Origin of the sequence: Streptomyces sp. LMG1-1-1.1, from assembly GCF_040815545.1 — a bacterium.
GTDB lineage: Bacteria > Actinomycetota > Actinomycetes > Streptomycetales > Streptomycetaceae > Streptomyces.
Genome location: NZ_JBFPNH010000015.1, coordinates 43,155 through 66,805 on the forward strand (window position 1 = coordinate 43,155; position 23,651 = coordinate 66,805).

The window sequence follows — 23,651 nt, forward strand, 5'->3', positions numbered from 1 at the left end:
GGGCGGGGAGCGGTGTCGACGTGTCAGGGGACGGGGGAGTGGCCATGGCCGAGCAGGGGACGCCCGAGGTGTACCTGGAGGGGTACACGGAGATACTCGAGGGCGCCTGCGCCACGGGGAGGAGGTTGACCCGCGACGAACTCGACGCCCTGCGCGGCCGGGGTGAACGGGCCGCCGAGGCCGGCATCGGGCTGCGGGTCCTGGTCAGGGCGCACCTCGCCGCCGCGCAGGCGCTCAGGCCGGGCCTGAGCCGGGCGGCCGCCGAACACCTCCTCGCCTCGGTGGAGCAGTCCGTCGACGCCTTCGCCGAGGGCCACGAGCGGGCACAGCGACTGGCGGTCCGCCAGGACGAGGCCGCACGACGCGAGTTCATCGACGACCTGCTCTACGGGCGCAGCGACCTGGGCCGGCTCGCCGAGCGCGCCGAGCGCTTCGGTCTGCTCCTCGCCCAGGCCCACGCGGTGGCCGTGGCACAGGGCCGGCAGGCGTACGACGACGGCGACCCCGTGACGCGGAGCGTCGAGGCTTCCCTCGTGGCCCGCTTCGGGCACCGCCGCATCCTGCTCACCACGAAGGAAGGGCGGCTGATCTGCGTCGCTCCGGCCGACGAACCCGACGTGCTGACCTTCTTCGCGAAGCAGGCCCACGCGGCGACGGACGGCGGCCGGGCCGCCATCGGCCGGGCCCACCCGGGCGCGGGCGGGGTCGTCCACTCGTACGAGGAGGCCCTCAACGCCCTCGATCTGGCGGACCGGATGGACCTCGACGAACCGGTCCTACGCGCCGCTGACCTCCTCGTCTACCCCGTGCTCACCCGGGACCGGCAGGCCATGGCCGATCTGGTGCGCAGCGTCCTCGGGCCGCTCAGGGAGGCACGCGGCGGCGCCCGGCCCCTCCTCGACACCCTCGCGGCGTACTTCGACACGGGTTGCGTCGCCGCCGAGGCGGCCCGGCGGCTGAACCTGAGCGTCCGCGCCGTGACGTACCGCCTCGACCGCATCCACCGCCTCACCGGATCCGATCCCGGCGATCCGGTCCACCGCTACACCCTGCAGACGGCGGTGATCGGCGCCCGGCTCCTGGAGTGGCCCGAGCGCGAGGTGTGATCCCTCGCCCGATCCGGCGAAGTGGTCCCCGATGGAGCGGCGGAAGTGGACCTTAACGGGGGCCGCGCGCCTTCCTAGCGTCGGGACCATGAACGCGAACTCCCTGCGTGGGGTCCTGCTCGTGACCCTCGCCTACGCCCTCGTCGGCGCCTCCTTCACCGCGAACAGCCTGCTCGGCGCCTATCCGTACGCGGGTGGGCAGGCGCTCCGCTACGGAGCCGCCTGCCTGCTCCTGATCCCGCTGCTCGGCCGGGGCGGACTGGCTCCGCTGCGGCTCCTGACCGCACGTCACTGGCTGCGCCTCGCCGCCCTCGCGGCCGTCGGCATGGTGGGCTTCAACCTCGCGGTGCTCGCCGCCGAGCGGACCGCAGAACCGGCCGTCCCCGGTGTCCTGGTGGGCTGCGCCCCGGTCGTCGTCGCCGTCCTGGTCCCGCTGACCGAGGGCCGCAGGCCCGCCCCCGCCGTGCTGTACGGGGCGCTCCTCGTGGCAGCGGGGGCCTTCACCGTGCAGGGCTGGGGCCGGACGGACGCGGCCGGGATCGGCTGGTCGGTGGCGGCGCTCGCCGGCGAGGTGGGGTTCACGGTGCTCGCCGTGCCCGTTCTGCGGCTGCTCGGGCCGAAGCTGCTGACGGTCGCCGTGTGTGGGGTGGGCGCGGCGGAGGCGGCGCTCGTCGGCCTCGTCGCGGACGGGGCCGGTTTCGTCCGGATGCCGACCGGCGTGGAGGCGGGCGCCCTGGTCTGGCAGGCGGCGCTGGCCACGGTCGTCGGCTTCGTCCTCTTCTACATGGGTGTCCAGCGGGTCGGCATGGAGAGGGCCACTCTCTATACGGGTGCGATCCCGGTCGCCGCCGCGCTGAGCGCCGCCCTCGTCGGACACGCTTCCTTCGGCCTTCCGCAAGCGGCCGGCGGCCTGCTCGTGGGGGCCGGTGCCGCCCTGGGCACCGGCCTGTTCACGCGGAAGCCCCGGCCGGAGTCAGCGGCTGCCGTCCAGGATCACGCGCGCGACGAGCGCCGGGTCGTCGTTCATCGGCACGTGACCGCAGCCGGGCAGCCGGACGAGCCGCGCGCCCGGCAGGGCGTGCTTGGCGCGGACGCCCTGGCGGCGCAGGAGCAGCCGGTCGCGGGTGCCCCACGCGACCGTGACGGGCACCGGCACGTCGTCGCGGAAGAGCACGGTCCGGCCCGCGGCCAGGGTCTGGTGGAAGCCGGTGGCCCCACGCAGCGCGAGCGTCTCGGCGACGACCGCCTCGGGTGACCGGCGGCCCGGGCGCGCGTAGATGGTGCTGGTGAGCACGGTGCGCCCGGCGGGCGTACGGGAGAGGCGTTCGATCACCGGCACCGGAAGCGAGCGGGCCGCGCCGCGCATGGCCCGCAGCGTCCCGAAGGCGTACCGCCGCTCGCCCTCGGACCAGAAGCCGGCGGGGGAGAGGGCGGTCACCGAGCGCACCCGCTTCTCCCGGCCGAGTTCCAGGGCGAGCAGCCCGCCGAGGGAGTTCCCCGCCACGTGCGGGCGCTCGGCGCCGACGGCCTCGCAGAAGGCGCCGAGCACCGGGACGACGGTGGACAGGTCGTACGGTGAGCCGTCGGGCAGCGCGTCCGACGTGCCGAATCCCGGCAGGTCGACGGCGATCACGTCCCGCTCGGTGGCCAGCACGTCGAGCACGGGCTCCCACGCCTGCCAGTGGTGCCCGATGCCGTGGAGCAGCAGCAGGGGTTCCCCCGCGCCCCTCCGCTCGTACGTCATCGACGTCGGGCGGGGACCCGTGGGGGTCTCGATCGTGAACGCGATCCGTGCGGGCATACCGGCTCCCTGTCCTGAACACCTGGCGTGCGAGGTCCCTTAGACGGCTTGTCAGCAAGAGCATTACCGCTCGGTAGCCAGGAGTTCAAGACCGTGTCCGAAACTGGACAGGAGAGTGATCGTCGGCTGGGATGGACGCGTGCCCACCGATACTCCGATCGACACCCTGACCGATCTCTTCGAGGAGCACCGCCCGACGCTCCTCGGCGTCGCCTACCGGATGCTCGGCCGCGCGGCCGACGCAGAGGACGTCGTCCAGGACGCCTGGCTGCGCTGGGCCGCCGAGGACCGGGCGGCCGTCCGCGAACCCCGTGCCTTCCTCGTGCGGATCACCACCCGGCTCGCCATCGACCGGCTCCGCCACGTCCAGAGCCGCCGCGAGTCCTACGTCGGCCCCTGGCTGCCCGAGCCCGTCGTCACCGAGTTCGGCGCGGCCGCTCCCGACTCCGCCGAGCGCGCCCTGCTCGCCGACACCGTCTCCTTCGCCGTCCTCGTCGTCCTCGAATCCCTCTCGCCCCTGGAGCGGGCCGTCTTCGTGCTGCGCGAGGCCTTCGGCTTCCCGTACGGCGAGATCGCCGGCGTCCTCGACCGCTCCGAGGCGGCCGTGCGCCAGCTCGCCGGGCGGGCCCGCCGCCACGTCGACGAGGGCAGGCCCCGCTACGACGTCGACCCGGCCGAGCGCCGCGACCTCACCGAACGCTTCCTCGCCGCCGCGGCCGGCGGCGACCTCGGCGAGCTCCTCGCCCTGCTCGCCCCGGACGTGCGCCTCGTCGGCGACAGCGGCGGCAAGTCCAAGGCCCCGCTGCGGATCATGGACGGCGCCGACAAGGTCGGCCGCTTCCTCGCCGCCGTGGCCGAAGGCGCGGAGGAGCTGTACGAGTTCCGCTTCGCCGAGCTCAACGGCGGCCCCGCCCTGATCTCCCTCGTCGACGGACGGCCCGACTCCGTCTTCCAGGTCGAGGTGCGCGACGGACGCGTCCAGTGCGTCTACATCCTCCGCAACCCCGACAAGCTCCAGGGCCTCACCGGCCTCTGACCGCACCACCCGTGCCCCGCCCCCCCCGACCCCCGGGAGGCGGGGCACAGTGCTGCGCACGGCCCACGCGCGCGCGAACGTCCTGTGAACGATCTAGGTCAGAGGGTCACATTCGGGGACGTTCGACGGAGGATTGGTCTTGACCAAGGGGTTGGCTCGCCTTATGGTCGCAGAGTTAGTGCAAGAACCTTTAATAAACAAGGGCGCGGAAAAACGCCGCGGGACACGGCGAATTGCGGAGGATCAGGGTGGGGACCACGCAGCTGGCATCGGTACCGGAACCGAAGTACCAGCACCTCAAGACAGTGATCGGCGAAGCGCTCGACACGGACTTCGCCGTCGGGGAGATCCTTCCCAACGAGCGCGAGCTCGCGGCACGCTTCGGTGTCGCCCGCGCGACCCTGCGCCAGGCACTGGAGCAGCTGGAGCTCGAAGGCAGGCTCCAGCGCCGCCGCGGCGTCGGCACCACGGTCGCCCCGCCGCGCGTCGGCGTGGACGTCTCCACCACCCAGCACACCTGGCCCGGCGTCGGCGACGACGCCTGGCAGTCGCTGGACTCCGCCTCCGACGTGGCCCCCGCCGCCGTCGCGCGCGTCCTGGAGACCGGCGCGGAGGCCCGGGTGCACGTCGTCCGCCGCCTCCGCATCTCGCAGGGCCAGCCCGTCGCCGCCGAACTCCTCTACGTGCCCGCGGACTCCGTCCCCGGCCTCAGCGCCATCGACGCGCCCGCGGGACCTTCCCGCGCCCGCGCTGTGCTGCGCGAGCTCCAGCACCTCGCCCTCGACGGCCAGGACCGCGCCGTGGAACTCGGTTCCGCCCGCGCCGACGACGCCAAGGAGCTCGACCGGCTGCCCGGCGCCCCCGTCCTCGTCGTGACGACCCGCTACCTCTCCGGAGGGCGTACCGCGGCCGTCTCCGTGGCCACCTACCGCGCCGACACCTGCCGCCTCACCTTCGGCGACTCCGGCGACCTGGTCATGGCCTCGTAGGTCCGGCCCCACCGCGAGAACCCACAGCAGCGCGCACCGGCCCGCCGCAGGACCGCCCACCGGCGGTTCAGCGGCGGGCCGTCACCGTTCCGTGGACGGGACCGCCTTCCGGCGGTCAGCGGCGGGCCGTCACCGTTCCGTCGACGGCGAAGAGCTGCTCTTCGACGTGGTCGAGGGCGAGCCGCAGCGCACCCGTCCCCACCGCGGCCTCGCCCAGCAGGGACAGCACCACCCGCGGCGGCCGCAGACAGAACCGGGCCAGCTCCTCACGGAGCGGTGGGAGCACGCCGTCGAGGCCGGCCGCCCAGCCCCCGACCACGACCAGCTCGGGGTCGATCGCGAGGACCAGGGCCGCCACGTCGTGCACCAGGCGCTGGATGAACCGTTCCACCGCCGCCTCCGCGCGCGCGTCGCCCTTGCGGGCCAGCGCGAACACCTCGGCGACCGCCTGCTCGTCCAGCGGGTGCAACGGCTCGTCGGTGGTCGAGAGCAGGTGCTCGGGGGTCACCCCACGGCCCAGCAGGTGCAGGGCGCCGATCTCCCCGGCCGCCCCGCCGTAACCGCGGTGCAGCCGGCCGCCGATCAGCGACCCGGCGCCCGGGCTCAGCCCGGCGAGCACGAAGACGATGTCGTCGGAGTCGGTCGCCGCACCCTTCCAGTGCTCGGCGACGGCCGCCGCGTTCGCGTCGTTCTCCACGATCACCGGGCAGCGGAAGGAGCGCCGCAGCCGCTCGCCGAGCGCGAGACCCGTCCAGCCCGGCAGCGCCGTACCGAGGCGCACCGTTCCGTCGGCCTCGACGATGCCGGGGGTGCCGACGCCGACGGCCCGCAGGTTGGACCGGGCGACCCCGGCCCTGCGCAGCACGTCGGCCACGACCGTACGCACCTTGTCCAGGCGTTCGTCCTCCGGCGCCGTCTCCGACACCTCGCGGGATCCGGCGCCGATGATCCGGCCGTCCAGACCGGAGAGCAGCGCCGCCACCCGGTGCGGTCCGATCTCGATGCCGAGCAGATGACCGGCCTCCGCGCGGAAGCGGAACCTCCGCGCCGGACGCCCCTGCCGCCGGGCCTCGCCCTCCTCGGGCGCCGACTCGACGACGAGACCGCCCTCCATGAGCCCCTCGACGACCCCCTCGACCGTGGGCCGCGACAGGCCCGTGATCCGGGTCAGATCCGTGAGCGTGGGCGCGTCGGCGCCGCGCAGCGCATGGAGTACCACCGCGGAGTTGATCCGCCTCAGCAGAGACGGATCTCCGCCGGTCAGCCGCCCCACAGTGTGTCCTCCCAGCTCGTCCAGCTCTTCGGCGGATGGTACTCAATGGTCCCGCCCGCGGCGAGCTCCGCCCCCGTTGCCGCCCCTCCGGGGCGCCTGACGCGACGCCAACTGTCAGTGCCGCGGGCTTTACTGGCTCCATGACCACCACGGCCCGCCACCTGGCGACGATCGACTTACTCCGCGCCCGCGGCTTCGACGGAGACCCGGGCTTCCACCTGGCCGAACTGGCCACCAGCGAGGAGTTCTGGGAGGACGACGGCACGCGCCGGGAAGCCGTCGAGGAGCAGTACGAAGCGGAACGGGACGGGCTCGCCGTCCTGCTCACCGGGCGCTGGGGTCCGCCCGGACGGCTCGTCCTCGGACCCGTCCTGGAGCGGTCCATGGAGGGTGAGCAGATACCCGAGCCGTGGTCCACGCTCAGCGGCCACACCCCGGACCTCTACCTGTGGACGGTCGACGGCGCCTGGATCGGCCTGGGCGTCTCGCAGTGGGACAGGGAGCTGCCGTTCCAGCTCCTCGCCGTGGTCACCACCGTCGACCCACCCGTGCGCACCTCCCGCGCTCCCGGCCGGGACCGGTAGAAGGTCCAGGAGAGCCCCGGCCCGTCCTCCAGCGGCTGGAACGGCCGGTAGTCACCCCACTCGGCGAGCGCTCTTGCCTACGTGCCGGGCGTCTCGGCGGCCTCCCGGAGGCGGGCGTACTCCTCGGCCATCGTCGCCGCGGTCCAATGCGCGTTGAGGCCGCTCGGATTGGGCAGCGCCCAGACCCGGGTGGATCCGATCACGCGCTGCTGCGGCCCGATCGCGGCCTTCGGCTCGCCGAACGCGGTGCGGTACGCGGTGACACCGACCACCGCGAGCCAGCGCGGGGCGAGCCGCTCCACCTTCGCGGTCAGGATCCGCCCGCCCTCGACGTACTCCTCCCGGCTCAGCTCGTCGGCCCGCGCGGTCGCCCGCGCCACCACGTTCGTGATCCCGAGACCGTACGTCAGGAGTTCCTCCTGCTCGTCCGGCCGCAACTGCCTCGGCGTGAACCCGGACAGGTACAGCACCGGCCAGAACCGGTTGCCCGGCCGGGCGAAGTGGTGGCCCGTCGCCGCCGTCATCAGACCCGGATTGATCCCGCAGAACAACACCGAAAGGCCGCCCGCCACCACGTCGGGAACGACGCGGTGGCGAGCGGCCTCCAGCTCCTGCGGAGTGAACCGGGGAGTCCGGGTCAGAGGATCGCCCCGGGGGTGTAGGCGGCGGCCTCCGGGTGCTGCTTGAGGATCTCCTCGATGCGGGCTACGACGACCGCGACCTGGTCGGCGGCGGCGCCCGTGAAGGACAGCTTGTCCGCCATCAGCTCGTCGAGCTGGGCCCGGTCCAGCGGGATGCGGTCGTCGGCGGCCAGCTTGTCGAGGAGCTCGTTGCGCTCTGCACCCTGCTCGCGCATGGCGAGGGCCGAGGCGACGGCGTTCTCCTTGATGGCCTCGTGGGCGACCTCGCGGCCCACACCGGCGCGCACGGCGCCCATGAGGACCTTCGTGGTCGCCAGGAAGGGCAGGTAGCGGTCGAGCTCGCGGGCGACGACGGCCGGGAAGGCGCCGAACTCGTCGAGCACGGTCAGGAAGGTCTCCAGGAGACCGTCCAGCGCGAAGAACGCGTCGGGCAGCGCGACCCGGCGGACTACGGAGCAGGACACGTCGCCCTCGTTCCACTGGTCGCCGGCCAGCTCGCCGGTCATCGACGCGTAGCCGCGCAGGATGACCATGAGGCCGTTCACGCGCTCGCAGGAGCGGGTGTTCATCTTGTGCGGCATCGCCGAGGAGCCGACCTGGCCGGGCTTGAAGCCCTCGGTGACCAGCTCGTGGCCCGCCATCAGGCGGATCGTCTTGGCGATCGACGACGGGGCGGCCGCCAGCTGGACCAGCGAGGTCACCACGTCGTAGTCGAGCGAGCGCGGGTAGACCTGGCCGACCGAGGTGAAGGCGTGCGCGAAGCCGAGGTGGCCGGCGATCCGCTGCTCCAGGTCCGCCAGCTTGCCGGCGTCGCCGCCGAGCAGGTCCAGCATGTCCTGCGCGGTGCCGACCGGACCCTTGATGCCGCGCAGCGGGTAGCGCCCGAGCAGCTCCTCAAGGCGACCGTAGGCCACGAGCAGCTCGTCCGCCGCGGTCGCGAAGCGCTTGCCGAGGGTGGTCGCCTGCGCGGCGACGTTGTGCGAGCGGCCGGCCATGACCAGCTCCGCGTACTCCGCGGACAGCTTGCCGAGGCGGCCGAGGACGGCGACCGTACGGTCCCGCATCAGCTCCAGGGAGAGGCGGATCTGGAGCTGCTCGACGTTCTCGGTGAGGTCGCGCGAGGTCATGCCCTTGTGGACGTGCTCGTGGCCGGCGAGGGCGTTGAACTCCTCGATCCGGGCCTTCACGTCGTGCCGGGTGACCTTCTCGCGCTCGGCGATCGAACCGAGGTCGACCTGGTCGAGAACGCGCTCGTAGTCGGCGAGGGCGGCGTCCGGAACCTCGATCCCGAGGTCCTTCTGCGCGCGGAGCACGGCGAGCCACAGCTGACGCTCCAGCTTCACCTTCTGCTCGGGGGACCAGAGGACGGCGAGCTCCGCGGAGGCGTAGCGGCCGGCCAGAACGTTGGGGATGCGGGGCTTCGCAGTCACAGCTGTCACGTGGACAGATTCTACTGGCGGTTTCTGCAGGCCAGCGCCACCGTCCGATGTGGAGCTTGCTACGAGACGCACGTCACGATCGCGACCCCCGCCGTCCGCTCACGGACCGGCCGGGGCCTCGTACGGCAGCAGCTCGGGGCGCTTGGGCGCGCGGCCGTCGCCGGAGGAGCGGCCGGTCAGCCGGCGTCCGATCCACGGCCCCAGGTGCTCCCTGGCGAACCGGGCGTCCGCGACCCGGCGGCTCGCCCAGCCGGGCCGTTCGGCCGGCGGCAGCGGGATCCGCCAGTCCTCCTCGGGTGCCAGGCCGAGGGCCTGCCAGACCGCCTCGGCCACCCGTCGGTGCCCGTCGGGGGTCAGGTGTAGCCGGTCCACGTCCCACATTCGCGGGTCACCCAGCGACTCGGCCCCGTAGAGGTCGACGACCAGCGCGCCGTGCCGGGAGGCGAGCCCGTCGATGTGGGCGAACAGCTCTTCCATCCGGGGCCGGAAGCGCTCCATGACCGGACCGTTGCGGCCGGGGCTGCGCATCAGGACCAGCTGCCCGCAGGACGGTGTGAGGCGTTCCACTGCCTCGGTCAGCAGGTCCCGCACGCGGACCATGTCGACCTTGGGGCGCAGGGTGTCGTTGAGCCCCCCGACGAGGGTCACCACATCGGCCTTCATGGCTGCGGCCAGGTCGACTTGCTCCTCGACGATCTGTCCGATCAGCTTCCCGCGGACGGCGAGATTGGCGTAGCGGAAGCCGGGCTCGCGGGCCGCGAGCCGGCCCGCGAGAACGTCGGCCCACCCCCGGTAGGAGCCGTCGGGCTTCAGGTCCGACATACCCTCGGTGAAGCTGTCGCCGACGGCGACGAGACTGTTGTACGTGGCATTGATCTCCATGGCGGAGTGATCATACCGCGCGGTATGCGAGGGATGCCGTGGAGAACCCGGGAGGGGAAACCCGATGAGCGACGCGCTTCTGAGCGCCCTGGCCGACGCCCTGGCCGAGCTTGTGGCGACGGTCGACACCTCGGACGACGAGGTCCTCGACCCCGACATCGCGGTGTCATGGCTGGAAGGCACCTCTCGCACCCTCGCCGGCCTCACACCGGCCGACCGGCACGTCCTCGACGGCCTCGTCCACCAGGCGGCCCTCCGCCGGCCCGAAGGCCCACGGCGCGACGCCCTTCTTCGCGTCCCCCGCCACCTCGGCGCCCCCACCCACCGGACCACGGCCGCGTGCACGTCGGCGCGACCGTCGGCGACGACCACCCCGTCGCCGACGGCGCCTGTTGTGGTCTCCCCGAGGGGATCCTCGGCCCCTGCCTCTTCGGTCGAGCCCGCGGCGGCCCAGGCAACGGGCTCGCCGACCGAGCCTCCTGTGGTCTCACGGGCGGAATGCTCGGCCACCGGCTCGTCGTCCGGGCCTGCGGCGGTCTCACCGGCCGCGGCTCCGGACCGTGGCTCGTCGGCCGGGCCCGCTGCGGCTTCACCGATGGAGTGCTCGGCCACTGGCTCGTCGGCCGGGCCTGCGGCGGCTTCACCGGTCGAATACCCGGCCTCCGGGCTCAGGGGTCCCCACGGCCACTCCGAGGGCGGCGCTGCCTGGCTCGCCGCCGCACAGCCCGTCCGGCCTGGTGCGCACCCCGCGTCGCTCGCTGCGGCCCGCAGCGTCTCGCCTGCCGCCGGCTTCGCCGGCTCGTCCGAAGCCGCCCACGCCGCCGACTGCGACGCCGTCGCCGAGCGTGTGCTGCGCTTCGCCGATCTCGTTTGGGACGCCGATCCCGCCACTCCGGTGGCCACGTGTCCCGGTTGGACCGTGGCGGACCTGACCCGGCACCTCGGGGCGCTCCACCGCTGGACAGAGCACCTGGTACGCACCCGGGCCGCCGTCCGAGTGCGAGCGGGGGACCTCCCGCTCGACCTGCCTGGCGATCCGGCCGCGTACGCCGGCTGGCTCATGGCGGGTGCCAAGGAGGCCCTGGCGGCGTTGCGCGCCGCCGGCCCGGACCTTCCGGTCTGGTCGCCGGGCGCGGACCCGCACGCCCGGTACTACTCGCGGCGGCTGCTCTCCGAGGCGGTCGTGCACCTCGCGGACGCCGAGCTCGCGCTCGGCGGCGCCGCGGGTCCGATCGACCCGCGTACGGCCGTCGATGCGATCGACCACTTCCTCGGCGACGCCCCGTACATACCCTGGATCGCGGAGCCCGTCGCCCACCTCGACCGCGATGGCGCCGTCCTCCGGCTCACGGCTCGGGACACCGGCGATGTCCGGACCCTGGCCCTCGGTGGGGGCGGTTTCGTCTGGACCCGCGGGAACGGCGGCACGGAGCCGACCGCAGGCGTCGAGGCGGATGCCGGCGAACTTCTGCTGCTCCTGCACCGCAGGTATGGGGCCGACGACCCCCGGTTCACCCACGCCGGCGACCGGGACCTCCTCGACGACTGGCTGGCCGCCACCGCGCTCTGACATGCCGGGGGCGCCCGGAGCATTGCTCCGGGCGCCCGTCAGGCCACGGCTGTCACGGCGCCGTGGGGCGCCCCACCAGCTCGCGCAGCACGTCTTCCATCGCCACGAGGCCGGCCGGCTTGCCGTCCTCGTCGAGGACGGCCGCCAGGTGCGTCCGGCTGCGGCGCATCGCCGTGAGCACGTCGTCCAGGGGCGTCGCCGCACGGACCCGGGCGATCGGCCGCAGAGCCGACACCGGGAACGGCACGTCGCGTGGCGACACGTCCAGGGCGTCCTTGACGTGCAGATAGCCGAGGATCCGGCGCTCCGAGTCGACGACCGGGAAACGGGAGAAGCCCGTCCGCGCCGACAGCGCCTCCAGCTCCTCGGGGGTCGTGCCGACCTGTGCGTACACGACCTTCTCCGCGGGCATCAGGACGTCCCGGACGGGTCGCCGGCCCAGCTCCAGGGCGTCGTGCAGCCGCTCGGCCGCCCGGTCGTCGAGGAGTCCGGCGTCACCCGCGTCGGTGACCATCCGGGCCAGCTCGTCGTCCGAGAAGGTCGCCGAGACCTCGTCCTTGACCTCCACGCGCAGGAGTTTGAGCAGCGCGTTGGCGAAGGCGTTGATCGCGAAGATCACCGGCCGCAGCGCCCGCGCGAGCGTCACCAGCGGCGGACCGAGGAGCAGCGCGGAACGCGTCGGTTCGGCGAGCGCGATGTTCTTCGGGACCATCTCGCCGAGCAGCATGTGCAGGTAGGTCGCGACCGACAGGGCGATCACGAACGAGATCGGGTGCACGAGGCCGTGCGGGACGCCGACCGCGTCGAAGACCGGCTCGAGCAGGTGCGCGATGGCCGGCTCGGCGACGATGCCGAGGACCAGGGTGCACAGCGTGATGCCGAGCTGAGCCGCGGCGAGCATCGCGGAGACGTGCTCGAGGCCCCAGATGACGCTGCGCGCCCGCCGGTTCCCGGCCTCGGCCATCGGCTCGATCTGGCTGCGGCGGACCGAGATCAGGGCGAACTCGGCGCCGACGAAGAACGCGTTGACCACCAACGTGAGCAGACCGATCAACAACTGGACCACGATCATCGACGGGCCTCCCCGGTCTCGTTGCCCGTCTCGCCCACGGTGCCGTGCGCGGGGGCGTGCATCAGCACGCGCGCGGCACGCCGGCCGGAGGCGTCCACGACGTCCAGCCGCCAGCCGGCCAGCTCCACGCTGTCGCCGACGGTCGGGATGCGGCCCAGCTCGGTGGCCAGGACACCCGCGAGTGTCTCGTACGGGCCGTCCGGCACGCGGAGGCCGATCGCCCCCACCTGGTCCGTACGGGCGGCGCCGTCCGCGGACCACAGCTCGCGCCCGTCCGCGTCCTCGCCCGCCCGTGCCAGGTCCGGCGTCTCGTGCGGGTCGTGCTCGTCGCGGACCTCGCCCACGACCTCCTCGACGATGTCCTCCAGGGTGACGACGCCGGCGGTGCCGCCGTACTCGTCGATGACGACGGCCATCGTCTGCTTGCCGGAGAGCCGGTCCAGGAGCCGGTCCACGGTCAGGGTCTCCGGCACGAGCAGCGGCTCGCGCAGCATCTCGCCGATGCGGCGCCGCGGCCGCTCGGCCGCCGGTATGGCGAGCACGTCCTTGATGTGCGCGATGCCCACGACCGAGTCGAGGTTGCCCCGGTAGACCGGGAAGCGGGAGAGTCCCGTGGCGCGGGTCGCGTTCGCCACGTCCTCGGCGGTGGCCTGCACCTCCAGTGCGGTGACCTGCACGCGAGGCGTCATCACGTTCTCGGCGGTCAGCTCGGCCAGGTTGAGCGTACGGACGAAGAGCTCCGCCGTGTCCGCTGCGAGGGCCCCTTCCTTCGCGGAGTGCCGGGCGAGCGCCACCAGCTCCTGCGGGGAGCGCGCGGAGGCCAGCTCCTCGGTCGGTTCCATGCCGATTCGGCGCAGCAGGCGGTTCGCCGTGTTGTTGAGGTGGCTGATCAGCGGCTTGAAGGCCGCGGTGAACACCCGCTGGGGTGTGGCCACCGCCTTCGCGACCGCGAGGGGCGAGGAGATCGCCCAGTTCTTCGGGACCAGCTCGCCGACGACCATCAGGACGACGGTCGACATGGCCGTACCCAGCACCAGCGCCACGGAGGACGCGACCGAGGGGGAGAGGCCGAGAGCCTCGATCGGGCCGCGGATCAGCTTGGCCACCGACGGCTCGGCGAGCATGCCGACCACGAGGTTGGTGACGGTGATGCCCAGCTGTGCGCCGGAGAGCTGGAAGGTGAGCGACCGTACAGCCTTCAGGGCGCTCGCGGCCCCGCGCTCGCCGCGCTCCGCGGCGGCTTCGAGCTCGCCGCGCTCGACGGTCGTCAACGAGAACTCCGCCGCGACGAAGGCACCGCACGCGAGGGAGAGGAGGAGCGCTAGGAGGAGCAGAAGCACTTCGGTCATCGGTTCACCTCCGTCCCATGATCAGTCAGGGGCAGAAGGATCGCTCGGTATCGGCTGTCGAAGCCGGAGCTGTCGGAACCAGTGCTACTGGGAGGCTCGCCCATGGGCGGACGCTCACACCTTTCGGTCGTCGGGATGAGACACCATGGTAAAGGATGGGCAAAGCGCCGTGGTGGACCGGCCTCCCCTCTCTTCCTTCACCCCTCGAGCGGCTTCACCCAGCGGCGCCAGCGCTCCTCGCGCTCGTACCCGGCGGCTGTCCACAGAAGCCTCCCCGTCTCGTTCGCCTCCAGGACCATCGCGTCGGCGCGACGTCCGCCGTGCGCGGCGAACCGCTCCTCCGCCGCGCGCAGCAGAGCCATGGAGATGCCCTGCCTGCGATGGGACGGCAGGACGGCGAGCCGGTACAGCGAGGCACGCCAGCCGTCCCAGCCGGCGATCACGGACCCCACGATCCGCCCGTCCGCCACGGCGAGGATGAGAGCCTCGGGATCGCGCTCGACCAGCCGCGTCACCCCGCTCACATCGTCCGAGATCGAGGTCCCCTCGGCCGACTCCTTCCAGAAGGCCAGGACGTCATCGGCGTCGGCGGGCACAGCGGCACGTATCTGCGGAACGACCATGGCCGGATCCCATCACGGGGAACCGAGACCCCGCCACGGAGTTCCGCCGGGCGGGACACCTCAGGCGTCCCGGCGCCGCACCGCCAGCCATCCGCCGGCCACCGAGACCAGCGCCCACAGGGCCAGGACCCCGATACCGGTCCATGGGCCGAGGCCGTCGGGCGACTCCATCCGCATGACCGCCTGGCCCGCCCGGTCCGGCAGGAAGCGGGCGGCCCCCTCGGAGGCCGAGCCGAGCACGAACGGCACAAGCAGCACGAAGGGTATGAGCAGGCTCAGGACGACCGTCGCGCTGCGCAGCACCGCAGCGAGCCCGGCGGCCAGCAGGGTCATCAGCGCCAGGTACAGGCCGCATCCGAGGATCGCCCGGTAGGTTCCCTCGCCGCCCAGTTCGAGGGCGGAGCGCCCCATGAACGCCTGCCCGCCTACGAAGGCCGAGAGGCCGCCGACCTCTCCGGACAGGAAGGCGAGTCCGCCCACCATCGCGATCTTCGACAGGTAGAAGCGCGCGCGGCTCGGCACCGCGGTCAATGAGGTGCGCAGGGCGCCGTTGTGGAATTCGGAGGACATCGCCGTCGCGCCGAAGGCAAAGGCCGCGATCGTGCCGAAGTTGGCTCCGTAGAAGGCCGCGAGAAGCGGATCGTCCCCTATCGGGCCGGACTCCGCCCCACCGGTCAGGGCTGCCGTCAGCATCTGGATCCCCGCGGTGGCGACACAGACGGCCACCAGCGCCGCGAGGGTGCCGCGCAGGGACCTTATCTTGATCCATTCCGAGTGCAGGACGGGAACGGTGAGCAGAGGGGTGCTCATGACGAATCCTCCTTGACGGTTCGTGTCAGCGGGTAGCGGCGAAGGGGGCGTGCTCGGTGGTCAGATCCAGGTAGGCCTGCTCCAGCGACGCCCGCTCGTCGACCAGTTCCAGCAGCGGGATGCCTTCCCTGGCGGCCATGGCGCCGATTTCTCCGGCGCGTATGCCCTCGACCGTCCAGCGCCCTCCCTCGGCGGCGACCAGTTCGCGGCCGTCCCGGGCAAGAGCCTCCCGCAGCCGGACGGGGTCGGCCGTGCGCAGCCGCGCCCTCGGGGTGCTGCGGGAGTCGATGAACTCCCGCATCGAAGTGTCGGCCAGCAGCCGGCCCTGCCCCAGGACGACCAGGTGGTCGGCGAGGGCGGCGGTCTCGGTCATCAGATGGCTGGAGACGAGGACCGCGCGACCCTCGGCAGCCAGTGACCGCATGAGCTCCCGGATCCAGATGATGCCCTCGGGGTCGAGACCGTTGGTCGGCTCGTCCAGGAGCAGCGCGCCGGGGTCGCCGAGCAGCGCGGCCGCTATGCCGAGGCGCTGGCGCATGCCCAGGGAGAAGGTCTTGATCCTTCGCCGGGCCGCCGAGGCGATCCCCGTCTGCTCCAGGACCTTCTCCACGCGGGTCTGCGGAATGCGGCCGGCCGCCGCGAGGAAGCGGAGGTGGTCCCTGGCCGTGCGACCGCCGTGCGCCGAGTTCGCGTCGAGGAGGGCGCCCACCCGGTGGAGGGGGTCGGGGAGTTCGGCGAAGCGGCGGCCCCCGATCGTGGCTGTCCCCGACGTGACCCGGTCAAGTCCCAGGAGCAGTCGCATCGTGGTGGACTTCCCCGCGCCGTTGGGCCCCAGGAAACCGGTCACCCGGCCGGGCACGACGTCGAAGGTGAGTCGGTCCACGGCCCGGGTGCGACCGAACTCCTTTGTCAGTTCTCGGATCTCGATGCTGTTCATGTCTCAAGGTTCGCCCTTGGCCGCACCCGTCGACCTCCCCCGAGCGAGGGTTCCGTCTCCCCCGTGCAGGGGAGTCGCCCCAGGGCTGTGAACTGCCACGATGAGGACATGCAGCGACTGTTCCGTGCAGCTCTCCGACCCGTCACCTACTCACGCTGGGTGCACCTGTGTGTGCCCGTGCTCATGCTGGCCGTGTGGATGTTCATAGAGCGCGACACGCCGTGGATGCCCCTGCTCCTCGTCATACCGCTGGGACTGCTGCCCTGGATGCGGCTGGCCGAGGGGCTCCAGGCGCAGTTCCTCCTCGCGCCGCACGACCGGGACACCGACAGCGGCCGTTTCAGCACCGTGGCGTCCAAGCGCTGGGGCGACCGCTGGCGGACCCTCCTGTGGCTGGAGATACGGCTCCTCCTCTCGGTGGTGACCGTGGGCGCGAGCGTGGTGCTGCCCGTCGCGACGGTCGACCTGATCCGCGTCGGGGTGGGCGGACAGCCCGTCGAGGACAGCGTCCTGCCCTTCACCCCGCCTTCCTGGGCGGCGTGGCTGCTGGCCCCCGTGCCCCTGCTCCTGCTGGTCGGTGTCGTGATCCTGCTGGGCAAGCTGGTCACCTCCATCGCCCGGCGGCTGTTGGGCCCTTCGTCGGCGGAACGGCTCACGGCGCTCGAAGCCCGCACCGAGCAGCTCCTGGAGCGCACACGCATCGCGCGGGAGTTGCACGACTCGATCGGCCACGCGCTGACCGTGGCGGTGGTTCAGGCCGGTGCCGCGCGGGCGGCCGGCGACCCGGAGTTCACCGACCGCGCGTTGAGCGCGATCGAGGAGACGGGCCGGGCGGCACTAGAGGACCTGGAACGGGTTCTGCTCGTCCTGCGGGAGTCGGGACAACGGCCGTCCCAGCGGCCGACGCTCGCGGAGGCCGATCGCCTACTCGCCTCGGCGAGGGCCTCGGGCGCCACCGTCGACGCGGAACTGAGAGGCCCCCTGGAGCAGTTGACGGGGCCGGTCACTCAAGAGGGGTACCGGATTCTCCAGGAGGCGCTCACCAATGTGCTGCGGCACTGCGGACCGGTGCCGGTGCGCGTCAGGATCGGCATGGTGGCCGACCGGCTGGACCTGGAGGTGATCAATCCGCTGCCGGACAAGCCCTCCACAACGGCCGGCGGCACCGGGGGGAGTGGCAGTGGGTTGCGCGGAATGCGAGAGCGGGCCGCCTTGCTCGGCGGGGAAGTCGACACCGGACCGCACAGAGGGGACTGGAGGGTGCGCGCGAGGCTGCCGCTGGAGCGCATACGCTGACCGGATGTCAGTGACCGTGCTGCTCGTCGATGACGAACCCCTGGTGCGCGCGGGTCTGCGCGCCGTCCTGGAGGCCCAGCCCGACATCGAGGTGGTCGGTGAGGCTGCCGACGGTGCCGCGGTCGTCCCGCTCGTGCGGCAACTGCGCCCGGACGTGGTCGCGATGGACGTCCGGATGCCGCTGCTCGACGGCATCGAGGCCACCAAGGCGGTCCTGCGGACCGTCGACTCACCGCCGAAGATCCTCGTGGTCACCACCTTCGAGAACGACGAGTACGTCTATCAGGCGCTGCGGGCCGGCGCGGACGGCTTCCTGCTGAAGCGCGCTCGTCCGGCGGAGATCGTGCACGCGGTGCGGCTGGTGGCGGAGGGCGAAACGCTGCTGTACCCCGCCGCTGTCCGGGCGCTCGCCGCCGAGTACGGGAACCGGCAGGCTCGCAAGGCACTGGAGCGGGCCGCCCTGACCCAGCGCGAGCAGGCCGTCCTCCGTCTGATGGCGAAGGGCATGACCAACGTCGAGATCGCCCGGGAGCTGATCGTCGGGGTGGAGACGGTGAAGTCCCATGTGAGCGCGGTCCTGGCCAAGCTGGGGGCGCGAGACCGGACGCAGGCCGTCATCACCGCCTACGAGTCAGGTTTCGTCACCCCCGCCTGAACCCCGGCGGCCCGTACAGGAACGGGCGGGCCGTGTATCTGCCCACACGAACGGGCGGGCCAGCCGTCTGCCCTCCCGTACACGAACGGGCGGGCCAGGCGTGCGGCTCCCGTACACGCAAGGGCGGAATAGGTATCCGCCTCACCCATGGTCGCTCACAAGGGCTACTGGCTCGACCCGTGACCGACAAGAGCTCCCTAGGAGGTGCGTGCGATTCGGTAGAGCACGTTCGGACGCAGCGGGCCTTCGGGTGCGGTGGGGTCGTCGAAGTCGTCCTCAGGGGCCCGGGTCATGCCGATGCGGCGCATCACCGCCTGGGAACGGTGGTTGGTGGCCGTCGTCACGGCGAGGATCTCGGGTAGCCCGAGCGTCTCGAAGCCGTGGGCCAGGACCGCCTGCGCGGCCTCGGTGGCGTAGCCGTTGCCCCAGGCCGAGCGGGCGAGCCGCCAGCCGATCTCCACGCCTGTGAACGGCAGGCCGTCGTCCACCTCGTCCAGGCCGGCGAAGCCGGCGAACGCGCCGGTGTCCCGTACCTCGACCGCCAACCACCCGTAGCCGCGCCGGTCGAAGTCGGCCTCGAAGCGGGCCACGGAAGCATCGCTCTGCTCACGGGAGAGGAGGTCGCCCAGGTGCTCCCGGACCTCGGGGTCGGCGTTCATCGCCGCCCACGGTTCCAGGTCGGAGTCGCGCCATCGGCGCAGGATGAGGCGGTCGGTGATGAGTTCGGTCATGGCGCCCAGCCAACGCGAGCCGGGTCCCCGGGGCAATTCCTTTTCCCTCGGGGGTGTGCAGGCCAGGGGTGGTGAGCCCGGCCTGATCGACAGGACAACCCCTAGCGTCGGGCCGTGCCGAGGACGCAGGGGGAGGAGGGCAGGCGGGGGCCTTGTTCGGGGAGGTTGAAGGAGCGGTGGGAGAGGAGGGTGAAGCCGGCGGACGTGATGGCGGAGAGAGGAGCGCGGGAGGTGTGGCAGCCGCCGAAGAGAAGGGGCCAGACCGTGCGGTCGAGGGCGCGTTGTAGTCGGGCCAGTGCGGGGGAGTCGGCGGCACCGTGTTCGAAGAAACGGAGTTCGCCCTCCGGGCGGAGGACTCGGCGCAGCTCGGAGAGGGTCTGGGGCACGTTCCGTACGGTGCACAGGACGAGGGAGGCGACGGCCGCGTCGAAGGATCCGGTGTCGACCGGCAGTGCCTCGGCCGTACCCGGGAGCACGGTCACCGGGACGGGAGCCCGGTGGGCGGCTTCCTCGGCGAGGCGCCGCAGATGGGGTTCCGGCTCGACGGCCACGACCTCGGTGACTCCGGCGGGGTAGTGGGCGAAGTTCAGACCGTTGCCGGCGCCGATCTCGACCACGCGGCCGGTGAGGCCGGAGAGGAGTTCGGCGCGCAGGGCACCGAGACCGCCGTGGGCGTCGGCGGACACACTGACGCGGGCGTAGAAGCGGGCGAACAGGGGGTGATGGACGTGGGGTCCCGGGGCGGAGGGCCGTCGCGGAGTCGGGTTCGGCGTCACGGTGCGCACCTCATCCGGTCACGAAGCAGAACTCGTTGCCCTCCGGGTCCCGCATGACCTGGAAGGAGCCCTGCTCGTCCTTCACGAGGCCGCCGACCCGTACCGCGCCGGAGGGCAGCGCCTCGTCTGCGGCCCGGGATGGGTCGGGGACCTCCAGGTCGAGATGGACCCGGTTCTTCGCCGACTTGCCCTCGGGCACGCGCTGGAAGGCGAGTCGGACGAACCCCGGCGGGTCGACGTACGACCAGTCGTCGCTCCGGTCGACCGGGTCGCCGCCGAGGAGTCCGGACCAGAAGCGGACGAGTGCGGCCGGACCGGCACAGTCGAAGACGATCTCCTGAACATGAGCGCGCATGGACCCCAGCGTACGGAGTCCACGGCCCTCGCCTCAGGCTCCGGCCGCCTCCGCGAAGGCCGCCGCGTCCCAGGTGCCGCCGAGTGCTGGGGCGAGCCAGCCGGCCGCCGCCGTCCGGAACTCCTCCGGGGCGAGCGACCCGGAGCGCTCCGGTACCGCGCCGAGCAGCGGTGCGCCCGCCGATTCGGGCAGGTCGGCGAGGTTGCAGAGGGCCGCGAGGTCGGGTTCGGCAGGCCAGCTGCCGACGACGACACCGAGCTGCTCGATCCGGCGGGCCCGGAGCGCCTCGCCCGTCAGAGCCGTCGAGTTGAGGGTCCCCAGGCCGGCCGGAACGACCACGAGGACCGGCGCGTCGAGGAGAGCGGCCACGTCGGCGAGCGTCCCGCCCTCCTCGTCGAAGCGGACGAGGAGCCCGCCCGCCCCTTCCACGAGCACCAGGTCGTGATCGGCGGCGAGCTTCCTGGCCGCCTCGGCGACCTCCCGGGGCCCGACCGGGGCGAGACCGGCCCGCCGGGCGGCCGTACCAGGGGCCAGCGGCTCCGGGAAACGGCCCAGCTCGGCGGAGGTCACGGCGCCGGAGAGCCGGACGACCTCGTCGGCGTCGCCCCGCTCGTCCGGTCCGACTCCGGTCTGCGCCGGCTTCAGGACGGCGACTGACCGGCCCGCCGCGGTGGCCGCGGCGGCCACCGCGGCGGTCACGACCGTCTTGCCGATCTCCGTCCCCGTACCGCTGACGACGATGATTCCCACTGCTGCCCAGTCCTTCCGTTGAGCCCGCCGACCCCGGGGCCAGTGAGCTTGTCGAGTCCGCCGAGCCGGTGGGTCCGGCGCCCCTTTCGAGGCCGCCCGACCCAGGGGCCGGTGAGCCTTTCGAGTCCGCCGACCCAGGGGCCGGTGAGCCCTTCGAGCCTGCCGAGCCCCGGGAGCCGGCGAGCCTCTTGAGTCCGCTGTGCCCGGCTGACCGGTGAGCCTTGCTAGGCCGGCGCGCCCGGCGGTCCGGTGAGCCTTCTAAGCCCGCCGAGTTCGGGGGTCCTGTGAGCCGTTCGACCCCGCCGAGCCCAGGGGCCCAGTGAGCTGTTCGATCCTGCCGAGCCCGGGGGCCCGGGGAGCCGTTCGGCCCCGCCGGACCCCTGAGCCGGCCTAGTCGGTTCAGCCCGCCGACGCGGCGGCGCGGACGGCGGCGCAGATGCGGGCCAGGTCGTCGTTACCGGTCACGTACGGCGGCATGGTGTAGATGAGGTCCCGGAACGGGCGGAGCCACACGCCCTCCTGGATGGCCGCGCGTGTCGCCGCCTCCATGTCGACCTCGTGGTCGAGCTGGACGACGCCGATCGCGCCGAGCACCCGCACCTCGCGCACGCCCGGGAGGTCGCCCGCCGCGGCGAGCCCCTCCCGCAGGCCGGTCTCGATCCGCTTGACCTCGACCTCCCAGTCCTGGGAGAGCAGGAGGTCGAGCGAGGCGAGGGCGACGGCCGAGGCGAGCGGGTTCCCCATGAAGGTCGGCCCGTGAGCCAGGATCGGCACCTCGCCCTGCGAGATGCCGTCGGCGACCCGGCTCGTGCAGAGCGTCGCGGCCATGGACAGGTAGCCGCCGGTCAGCGCCTTGCCCACGCACATCACATCGGGGGAGACGCCTGCCTGGTCGGCGGCGAACAGCTTGCCCGTCCGGCCGAACCCGGTGGCGATCTCGTCGAAGACGAGCAGCACGTCGTGCGCGTCGCACGCCTCGCGGAGCACCCGAAGGTAGCCGGGGTCGTGGAAGCGCATGCCGCCGGCGCCCTGGACGACGGGTTCCACGACGACGGCGGCCAGCTCGTGCGCGTGGCGACCGATCTCCGTCCGCAGCAGTTCGGCGTAGGACTCCTCGTACGCGGCCGGCGGGGCGTCCACGAACACCTGCCGCTGAAGGACGCCCGACCACAGCTCGTGCATCCCGCCCTGCGGGTCGCAGACCGACATCGGCTGCCAGGTGTCCCCGTGGTAGCCGCCGCGCCAGGTGAAGAGCCGCTGCTTCTCGGGCCGGCCGAGTGAGCGCCAGTACTGGAGGCACATCTTGGCCGCCACCTCGACGGAGACGGAGCCCGAGTCGCTGAGGAAGACGTGCCGCAGCGGCTCGGGGGTGATCTCGACGAGCCGGGCGGCGAGCAGGACGGCCGGCTCGTGGGTGAGCCCGCCGAACATGACGTGGCTCATCTTCTCCAGCTGGCCGCGCACCGCCTCGTTGAGCACGGGGTGGTTGTAGCCGTGGATCGCCGACCACCACGACGACATGCCGTCGACCAGCTCGTCCTGACCCTCCACCGGTTCGGCGAGGCGGAGGCGCACTCCGGACGCGGACGCGACGACCAGCGGCTCCGCACGGCCCGGCATGGGGCCGTACGGGTGCCAGACGTGCGCCCGGTCCAGGGCGAGGAGTTCGTCGTTACGCATTCGGCGCCAGGTCCGTGCCGGCACCGCGGCGGCGTACCGCGACCAGGTCGGTCCGGGCGGCGTTCGGCGCGGCCTCGGCGGCCGGCGCCACAGCCGGCTCCTCCGCCGGCGCCTCAGCGTGACCGCCGCACGGACCGCAGCCGCCACCGGCGTGCGAGCCGCAGCCCGCGCCCTCGGCGGGCGCCTGCGCACCACAGCCGGCGCCCTCGGCGGAGCCGTGCGAGCCGCAGCCGCCGCCCGCCGCGGCGAGCGCGTCCGCGCGGTGCTTCGGCAGCGTGGTCGTGCCGGCGCCCTCCACCTCGAAGCCCGCGTCCGCGATCATGTCCAGGTCGGCCTGGCCGGCCTGGCCCTCGCTGGTCAGGTAGTCGCCGAGGAAGATCGAGTTCGCGATGTTCAGCGCGAGCGGCTGCATCGAGCGCAGGTGCACCTCGCGGCCGCCCGCGATCCGCACCTCGACGTCGGGGCAGACGAACCGGACCATCGCCAGGATCCGCAGGCAGCGCTGCGGGGTGAGGTTCCACTCCTTGGCGAGCGGGGTCCCCTCGAAGGGGATGAGGAAGTTGACCGGCACCGAGTCCGAGTCCAGCTCGCGCAGCGCGTACACGACGTCGACGAGGTCCTCGTCGCTCTCGCCCATGCCCGCGATCAGGCCCGAGCACGCCGACAGGCCGGCGGCGTGCGCCTTCTGCACGGTGTCCACCCGGTCCGCGTAGGTGTGGGTCTTGGTGATCCCCTCGTACGTCGCCTCGGACGTGTTGAGGTTGTGGTTGTACGCGTCGGCGCCGGCCTCGCGCAGCCGCTCCGCCTGGCCGTCCGACAGCAGACCGAGGCAGGCGCACACCTCGACGCCCTCGTTCTGCTCCTTGATCGCCTCGATGGTCTTGCCGACCCGCTCGACGTCGCGGTCCGTCGGACCGCGCCCGCTGGCCACCAGGCAGACCCGCTTGGCACCGCCCGCGACGCCCGCGGCGGCGGCCTGGGACGCCTCGTCCGGCTTCAGCCACGTGTACTTGAGGATCTCGGCCTTGGAGCCGAGCCGCTGGGAGCAGTACGAGCAGTCCTCGGGGCACAGCCCCGACTTCAGGTTGACGAGGTAGTTGAGCTTCACCCGACGCCCGAACCACTGGCGGCGCACCTTGCCGGCCGCCGCCACCACATCGAGCAGTTCGTCGTCGGAGGTCGCCAGGACGGCGAGCGCTTCTTCACGGGTCGGCAGCTCGCGCCGCAGCCCCTTTTCCACCAGCGTGTTCAGCAGGTCCATAACCGCAGATCCTTGCCTACCGCCCGCCCCCGGGC

General features: G+C 72.8%; 23 protein-coding genes and 1 pseudogene. 8 read left to right on the forward strand and 16 right to left on the reverse strand.

What is annotated here, in order from left to right; translation table 11 throughout:
* Window positions 1–44 precede the first annotated feature (44 nt).
* Together MRBLMG1_RS06680 and MRBLMG1_RS06685 are read left to right on the forward strand one after the other, a co-directional pair.
* A complete protein-coding gene (locus MRBLMG1_RS06680) occupies window positions 45–1,106 on the forward strand; it encodes a PucR family transcriptional regulator (protein ID WP_367821699.1) in 1,062 nt (353 codons plus the stop codon).
* An 88-nt stretch (window positions 1,107–1,194) separates the two neighbouring features.
* Window positions 1,195–2,031, forward strand: a pseudogene (locus MRBLMG1_RS06685) (EamA family transporter); the annotation flags it as partial.
* Between the two features lie 48 nt (window positions 2,032–2,079).
* Here the strand turns inward: MRBLMG1_RS06685 and MRBLMG1_RS06690 are convergent.
* Window positions 2,080–2,907, reverse strand: coding sequence for an alpha/beta fold hydrolase (locus MRBLMG1_RS06690; RefSeq protein WP_367821701.1), 828 nt, complete (start codon window positions 2,905–2,907; stop codon window positions 2,080–2,082).
* A gap of 139 nt (window positions 2,908–3,046) precedes the next feature.
* Between MRBLMG1_RS06690 and sigJ the strand changes: the two genes are divergently transcribed.
* Both sigJ and MRBLMG1_RS06700 read left to right on the forward strand, forming a co-directional pair.
* Window positions 3,047–3,943: an RNA polymerase sigma factor SigJ gene (gene sigJ / locus MRBLMG1_RS06695; protein ID WP_367821703.1), complete on the forward strand. Its 897-nt coding sequence runs from the start codon at window positions 3,047–3,049 to the stop codon at window positions 3,941–3,943.
* A gap of 248 nt (window positions 3,944–4,191) precedes the next feature.
* Window positions 4,192–4,932, forward strand: coding sequence for a GntR family transcriptional regulator (locus MRBLMG1_RS06700; RefSeq protein WP_367821705.1), 741 nt, complete (start codon window positions 4,192–4,194; stop codon window positions 4,930–4,932).
* Window positions 4,933–5,047: 115 nt separating this feature from the next.
* Here MRBLMG1_RS06700 and MRBLMG1_RS06705 read toward each other — a convergent pair whose 3' ends face one another.
* Entirely contained in the window at window positions 5,048–6,205 is a 1,158-nt protein-coding gene (locus tag MRBLMG1_RS06705; protein WP_366301013.1) for an ROK family transcriptional regulator, read from the reverse strand.
* A 140-nt stretch (window positions 6,206–6,345) separates the two neighbouring features.
* Here MRBLMG1_RS06705 and MRBLMG1_RS06710 point away from each other — a divergent pair, with 140 nt between their 5' ends.
* Window positions 6,346–6,789: a hypothetical protein gene (locus tag MRBLMG1_RS06710; protein WP_367821707.1), complete on the forward strand. Its 444-nt coding sequence runs from the start codon at window positions 6,346–6,348 to the stop codon at window positions 6,787–6,789.
* 77 nt (window positions 6,790–6,866) lie between these two features.
* Here the strand turns inward: MRBLMG1_RS06710 and mug are convergent, their stop codons facing one another.
* From mug to MRBLMG1_RS06725, 3 genes are all read right to left on the reverse strand, one after another.
* Complete coding sequence (gene mug / locus MRBLMG1_RS06715) at window positions 6,867–7,364, reverse strand: G/U mismatch-specific DNA glycosylase (RefSeq protein ID WP_367821709.1); 498 nt, start codon at window positions 7,362–7,364, stop codon at window positions 6,867–6,869.
* A 62-nt stretch (window positions 7,365–7,426) separates the two neighbouring features.
* On the reverse strand, window positions 7,427–8,869 hold the full coding sequence (gene purB / locus MRBLMG1_RS06720; RefSeq protein ID WP_367821711.1) for an adenylosuccinate lyase: 1,443 nt from the start codon (window positions 8,867–8,869) through the stop codon (window positions 7,427–7,429).
* 99 nt (window positions 8,870–8,968) lie between these two features.
* Window positions 8,969–9,751 (reverse strand): SGNH/GDSL hydrolase family protein, encoded by a 783-nt coding sequence (locus tag MRBLMG1_RS06725; RefSeq protein ID WP_367821713.1) that lies wholly within the window; start codon window positions 9,749–9,751, stop codon window positions 8,969–8,971.
* 64 nt (window positions 9,752–9,815) lie between these two features.
* Between MRBLMG1_RS06725 and MRBLMG1_RS06730 the strand changes: the two genes are divergently transcribed.
* Entirely contained in the window at window positions 9,816–11,321 is a 1,506-nt protein-coding gene (locus tag MRBLMG1_RS06730) for a maleylpyruvate isomerase N-terminal domain-containing protein (RefSeq protein ID WP_367821715.1), read from the forward strand.
* Between the two features lie 52 nt (window positions 11,322–11,373).
* Here the strand turns inward: MRBLMG1_RS06730 and MRBLMG1_RS06735 are convergent, their stop codons facing one another.
* From MRBLMG1_RS06735 to MRBLMG1_RS06755, 5 genes are all read right to left on the reverse strand, one after another.
* On the reverse strand, window positions 11,374–12,393 hold the full coding sequence (locus MRBLMG1_RS06735) for a hemolysin family protein (RefSeq protein ID WP_367821717.1): 1,020 nt from the start codon (window positions 12,391–12,393) through the stop codon (window positions 11,374–11,376).
* A complete protein-coding gene (locus tag MRBLMG1_RS06740; RefSeq protein WP_367821719.1) occupies window positions 12,390–13,742 on the reverse strand; it encodes a hemolysin family protein in 1,353 nt (450 codons plus the stop codon). Before MRBLMG1_RS06740 ends, MRBLMG1_RS06735 begins: the two co-directional genes overlap by 4 nt.
* A gap of 197 nt (window positions 13,743–13,939) precedes the next feature.
* Window positions 13,940–14,365, reverse strand: a complete 426-nt coding sequence (locus MRBLMG1_RS06745) for a GNAT family N-acetyltransferase (RefSeq protein WP_367821720.1) — start codon at window positions 14,363–14,365, stop codon at window positions 13,940–13,942.
* Window positions 14,366–14,425: 60 nt separating this feature from the next.
* Window positions 14,426–15,175: an ABC transporter permease gene (locus MRBLMG1_RS06750; RefSeq protein WP_367821721.1), complete on the reverse strand. Its 750-nt coding sequence runs from the start codon at window positions 15,173–15,175 to the stop codon at window positions 14,426–14,428.
* Window positions 15,176–15,200: 25 nt separating this feature from the next.
* Entirely contained in the window at window positions 15,201–16,112 is a 912-nt protein-coding gene (locus tag MRBLMG1_RS06755; protein ID WP_367821722.1) for an ABC transporter ATP-binding protein, read from the reverse strand.
* A 108-nt stretch (window positions 16,113–16,220) separates the two neighbouring features.
* Between MRBLMG1_RS06755 and MRBLMG1_RS06760 the strand changes: the two genes are divergently transcribed.
* Complete coding sequence (locus MRBLMG1_RS06760; protein WP_367821724.1) at window positions 16,221–17,408, forward strand: sensor histidine kinase; 1,188 nt, start codon at window positions 16,221–16,223, stop codon at window positions 17,406–17,408.
* Window positions 17,409–17,412: 4 nt separating this feature from the next.
* The gene (locus tag MRBLMG1_RS06765) at window positions 17,413–18,063 is read left to right on the forward strand and encodes a response regulator (RefSeq protein WP_367821726.1); all 651 of its coding nucleotides are present in this window, start codon (window positions 17,413–17,415) and stop codon (window positions 18,061–18,063) included.
* A 197-nt stretch (window positions 18,064–18,260) separates the two neighbouring features.
* Here MRBLMG1_RS06765 and MRBLMG1_RS06770 read toward each other — a convergent pair whose 3' ends face one another.
* From MRBLMG1_RS06770 to bioB, 6 genes are all read right to left on the reverse strand, one after another.
* The gene (locus tag MRBLMG1_RS06770) at window positions 18,261–18,794 is read right to left on the reverse strand and encodes a GNAT family N-acetyltransferase (protein WP_367821727.1); all 534 of its coding nucleotides are present in this window, start codon (window positions 18,792–18,794) and stop codon (window positions 18,261–18,263) included.
* Window positions 18,795–18,895: 101 nt separating this feature from the next.
* Window positions 18,896–19,570: a class I SAM-dependent methyltransferase gene (locus MRBLMG1_RS06775; RefSeq protein ID WP_367821728.1), complete on the reverse strand. Its 675-nt coding sequence runs from the start codon at window positions 19,568–19,570 to the stop codon at window positions 18,896–18,898.
* A 10-nt stretch (window positions 19,571–19,580) separates the two neighbouring features.
* Window positions 19,581–19,925 carry a VOC family protein gene (locus tag MRBLMG1_RS06780; protein WP_367821730.1) on the reverse strand — a complete coding sequence of 115 codons (345 nt, stop codon included), beginning with the start codon at window positions 19,923–19,925 and terminating at the stop codon, window positions 19,581–19,583.
* 33 nt (window positions 19,926–19,958) lie between these two features.
* Window positions 19,959–20,675: a dethiobiotin synthase gene (bioD, locus tag MRBLMG1_RS06785; protein WP_367821732.1), complete on the reverse strand. Its 717-nt coding sequence runs from the start codon at window positions 20,673–20,675 to the stop codon at window positions 19,959–19,961.
* Window positions 20,676–21,074: 399 nt separating this feature from the next.
* On the reverse strand, window positions 21,075–22,355 hold the full coding sequence (locus MRBLMG1_RS06790) for an adenosylmethionine--8-amino-7-oxononanoate transaminase (protein ID WP_367821733.1): 1,281 nt from the start codon (window positions 22,353–22,355) through the stop codon (window positions 21,075–21,077).
* Complete coding sequence (gene bioB / locus MRBLMG1_RS06795) at window positions 22,348–23,616, reverse strand: biotin synthase BioB (RefSeq protein ID WP_367821734.1); 1,269 nt, start codon at window positions 23,614–23,616, stop codon at window positions 22,348–22,350. Before bioB ends, MRBLMG1_RS06790 begins: the two co-directional genes overlap by 8 nt.
* Between the last annotated feature and the right edge of the window lie 35 nt (window positions 23,617–23,651).

What these genes read in the sequence shown, in the direction of transcription:
- MRBLMG1_RS06680 (WP_367821699.1), top strand. Translation starts at nt 45, where the DNA reads ATGGCCGAGCAGGGGACGCCCGAGGTGTACCTGGAGGGGTACACGGAG.
- MRBLMG1_RS06690 (WP_367821701.1), bottom strand. Translation starts at nt 2,907, where the DNA reads ATGCCCGCACGGATCGCGTTCACGATCGAGACCCCCACGGGTCCCCGC.
- MRBLMG1_RS06710 (WP_367821707.1), top strand. Translation starts at nt 6,346, where the DNA reads ATGACCACCACGGCCCGCCACCTGGCGACGATCGACTTACTCCGCGCC.
- MRBLMG1_RS06725 (WP_367821713.1), bottom strand. Translation starts at nt 9,751, where the DNA reads ATGGAGATCAATGCCACGTACAACAGTCTCGTCGCCGTCGGCGACAGC.
- MRBLMG1_RS06730 (WP_367821715.1), top strand. Translation starts at nt 9,816, where the DNA reads ATGAGCGACGCGCTTCTGAGCGCCCTGGCCGACGCCCTGGCCGAGCTT.
- MRBLMG1_RS06735 (WP_367821717.1), bottom strand. Translation starts at nt 12,393, where the DNA reads ATGATCGTGGTCCAGTTGTTGATCGGTCTGCTCACGTTGGTGGTCAAC.
- MRBLMG1_RS06740 (WP_367821719.1), bottom strand. Translation starts at nt 13,742, where the DNA reads ATGACCGAAGTGCTTCTGCTCCTCCTAGCGCTCCTCCTCTCCCTCGCG.
- MRBLMG1_RS06745 (WP_367821720.1), bottom strand. Translation starts at nt 14,365, where the DNA reads ATGGTCGTTCCGCAGATACGTGCCGCTGTGCCCGCCGACGCCGATGAC.
- MRBLMG1_RS06750 (WP_367821721.1), bottom strand. Translation starts at nt 15,175, where the DNA reads ATGAGCACCCCTCTGCTCACCGTTCCCGTCCTGCACTCGGAATGGATC.
- MRBLMG1_RS06755 (WP_367821722.1), bottom strand. Translation starts at nt 16,112, where the DNA reads ATGAACAGCATCGAGATCCGAGAACTGACAAAGGAGTTCGGTCGCACC.
- MRBLMG1_RS06760 (WP_367821724.1), top strand. Translation starts at nt 16,221, where the DNA reads ATGCAGCGACTGTTCCGTGCAGCTCTCCGACCCGTCACCTACTCACGC.
- MRBLMG1_RS06765 (WP_367821726.1), top strand. Translation starts at nt 17,413, where the DNA reads ATGTCAGTGACCGTGCTGCTCGTCGATGACGAACCCCTGGTGCGCGCG.
- MRBLMG1_RS06770 (WP_367821727.1), bottom strand. Translation starts at nt 18,794, where the DNA reads ATGACCGAACTCATCACCGACCGCCTCATCCTGCGCCGATGGCGCGAC.
- MRBLMG1_RS06780 (WP_367821730.1), bottom strand. Translation starts at nt 19,925, where the DNA reads ATGCGCGCTCATGTTCAGGAGATCGTCTTCGACTGTGCCGGTCCGGCC.
- MRBLMG1_RS06790 (WP_367821733.1), bottom strand. Translation starts at nt 22,355, where the DNA reads ATGCGTAACGACGAACTCCTCGCCCTGGACCGGGCGCACGTCTGGCAC.
- bioB (WP_367821734.1), bottom strand. Translation starts at nt 23,616, where the DNA reads ATGGACCTGCTGAACACGCTGGTGGAAAAGGGGCTGCGGCGCGAGCTG.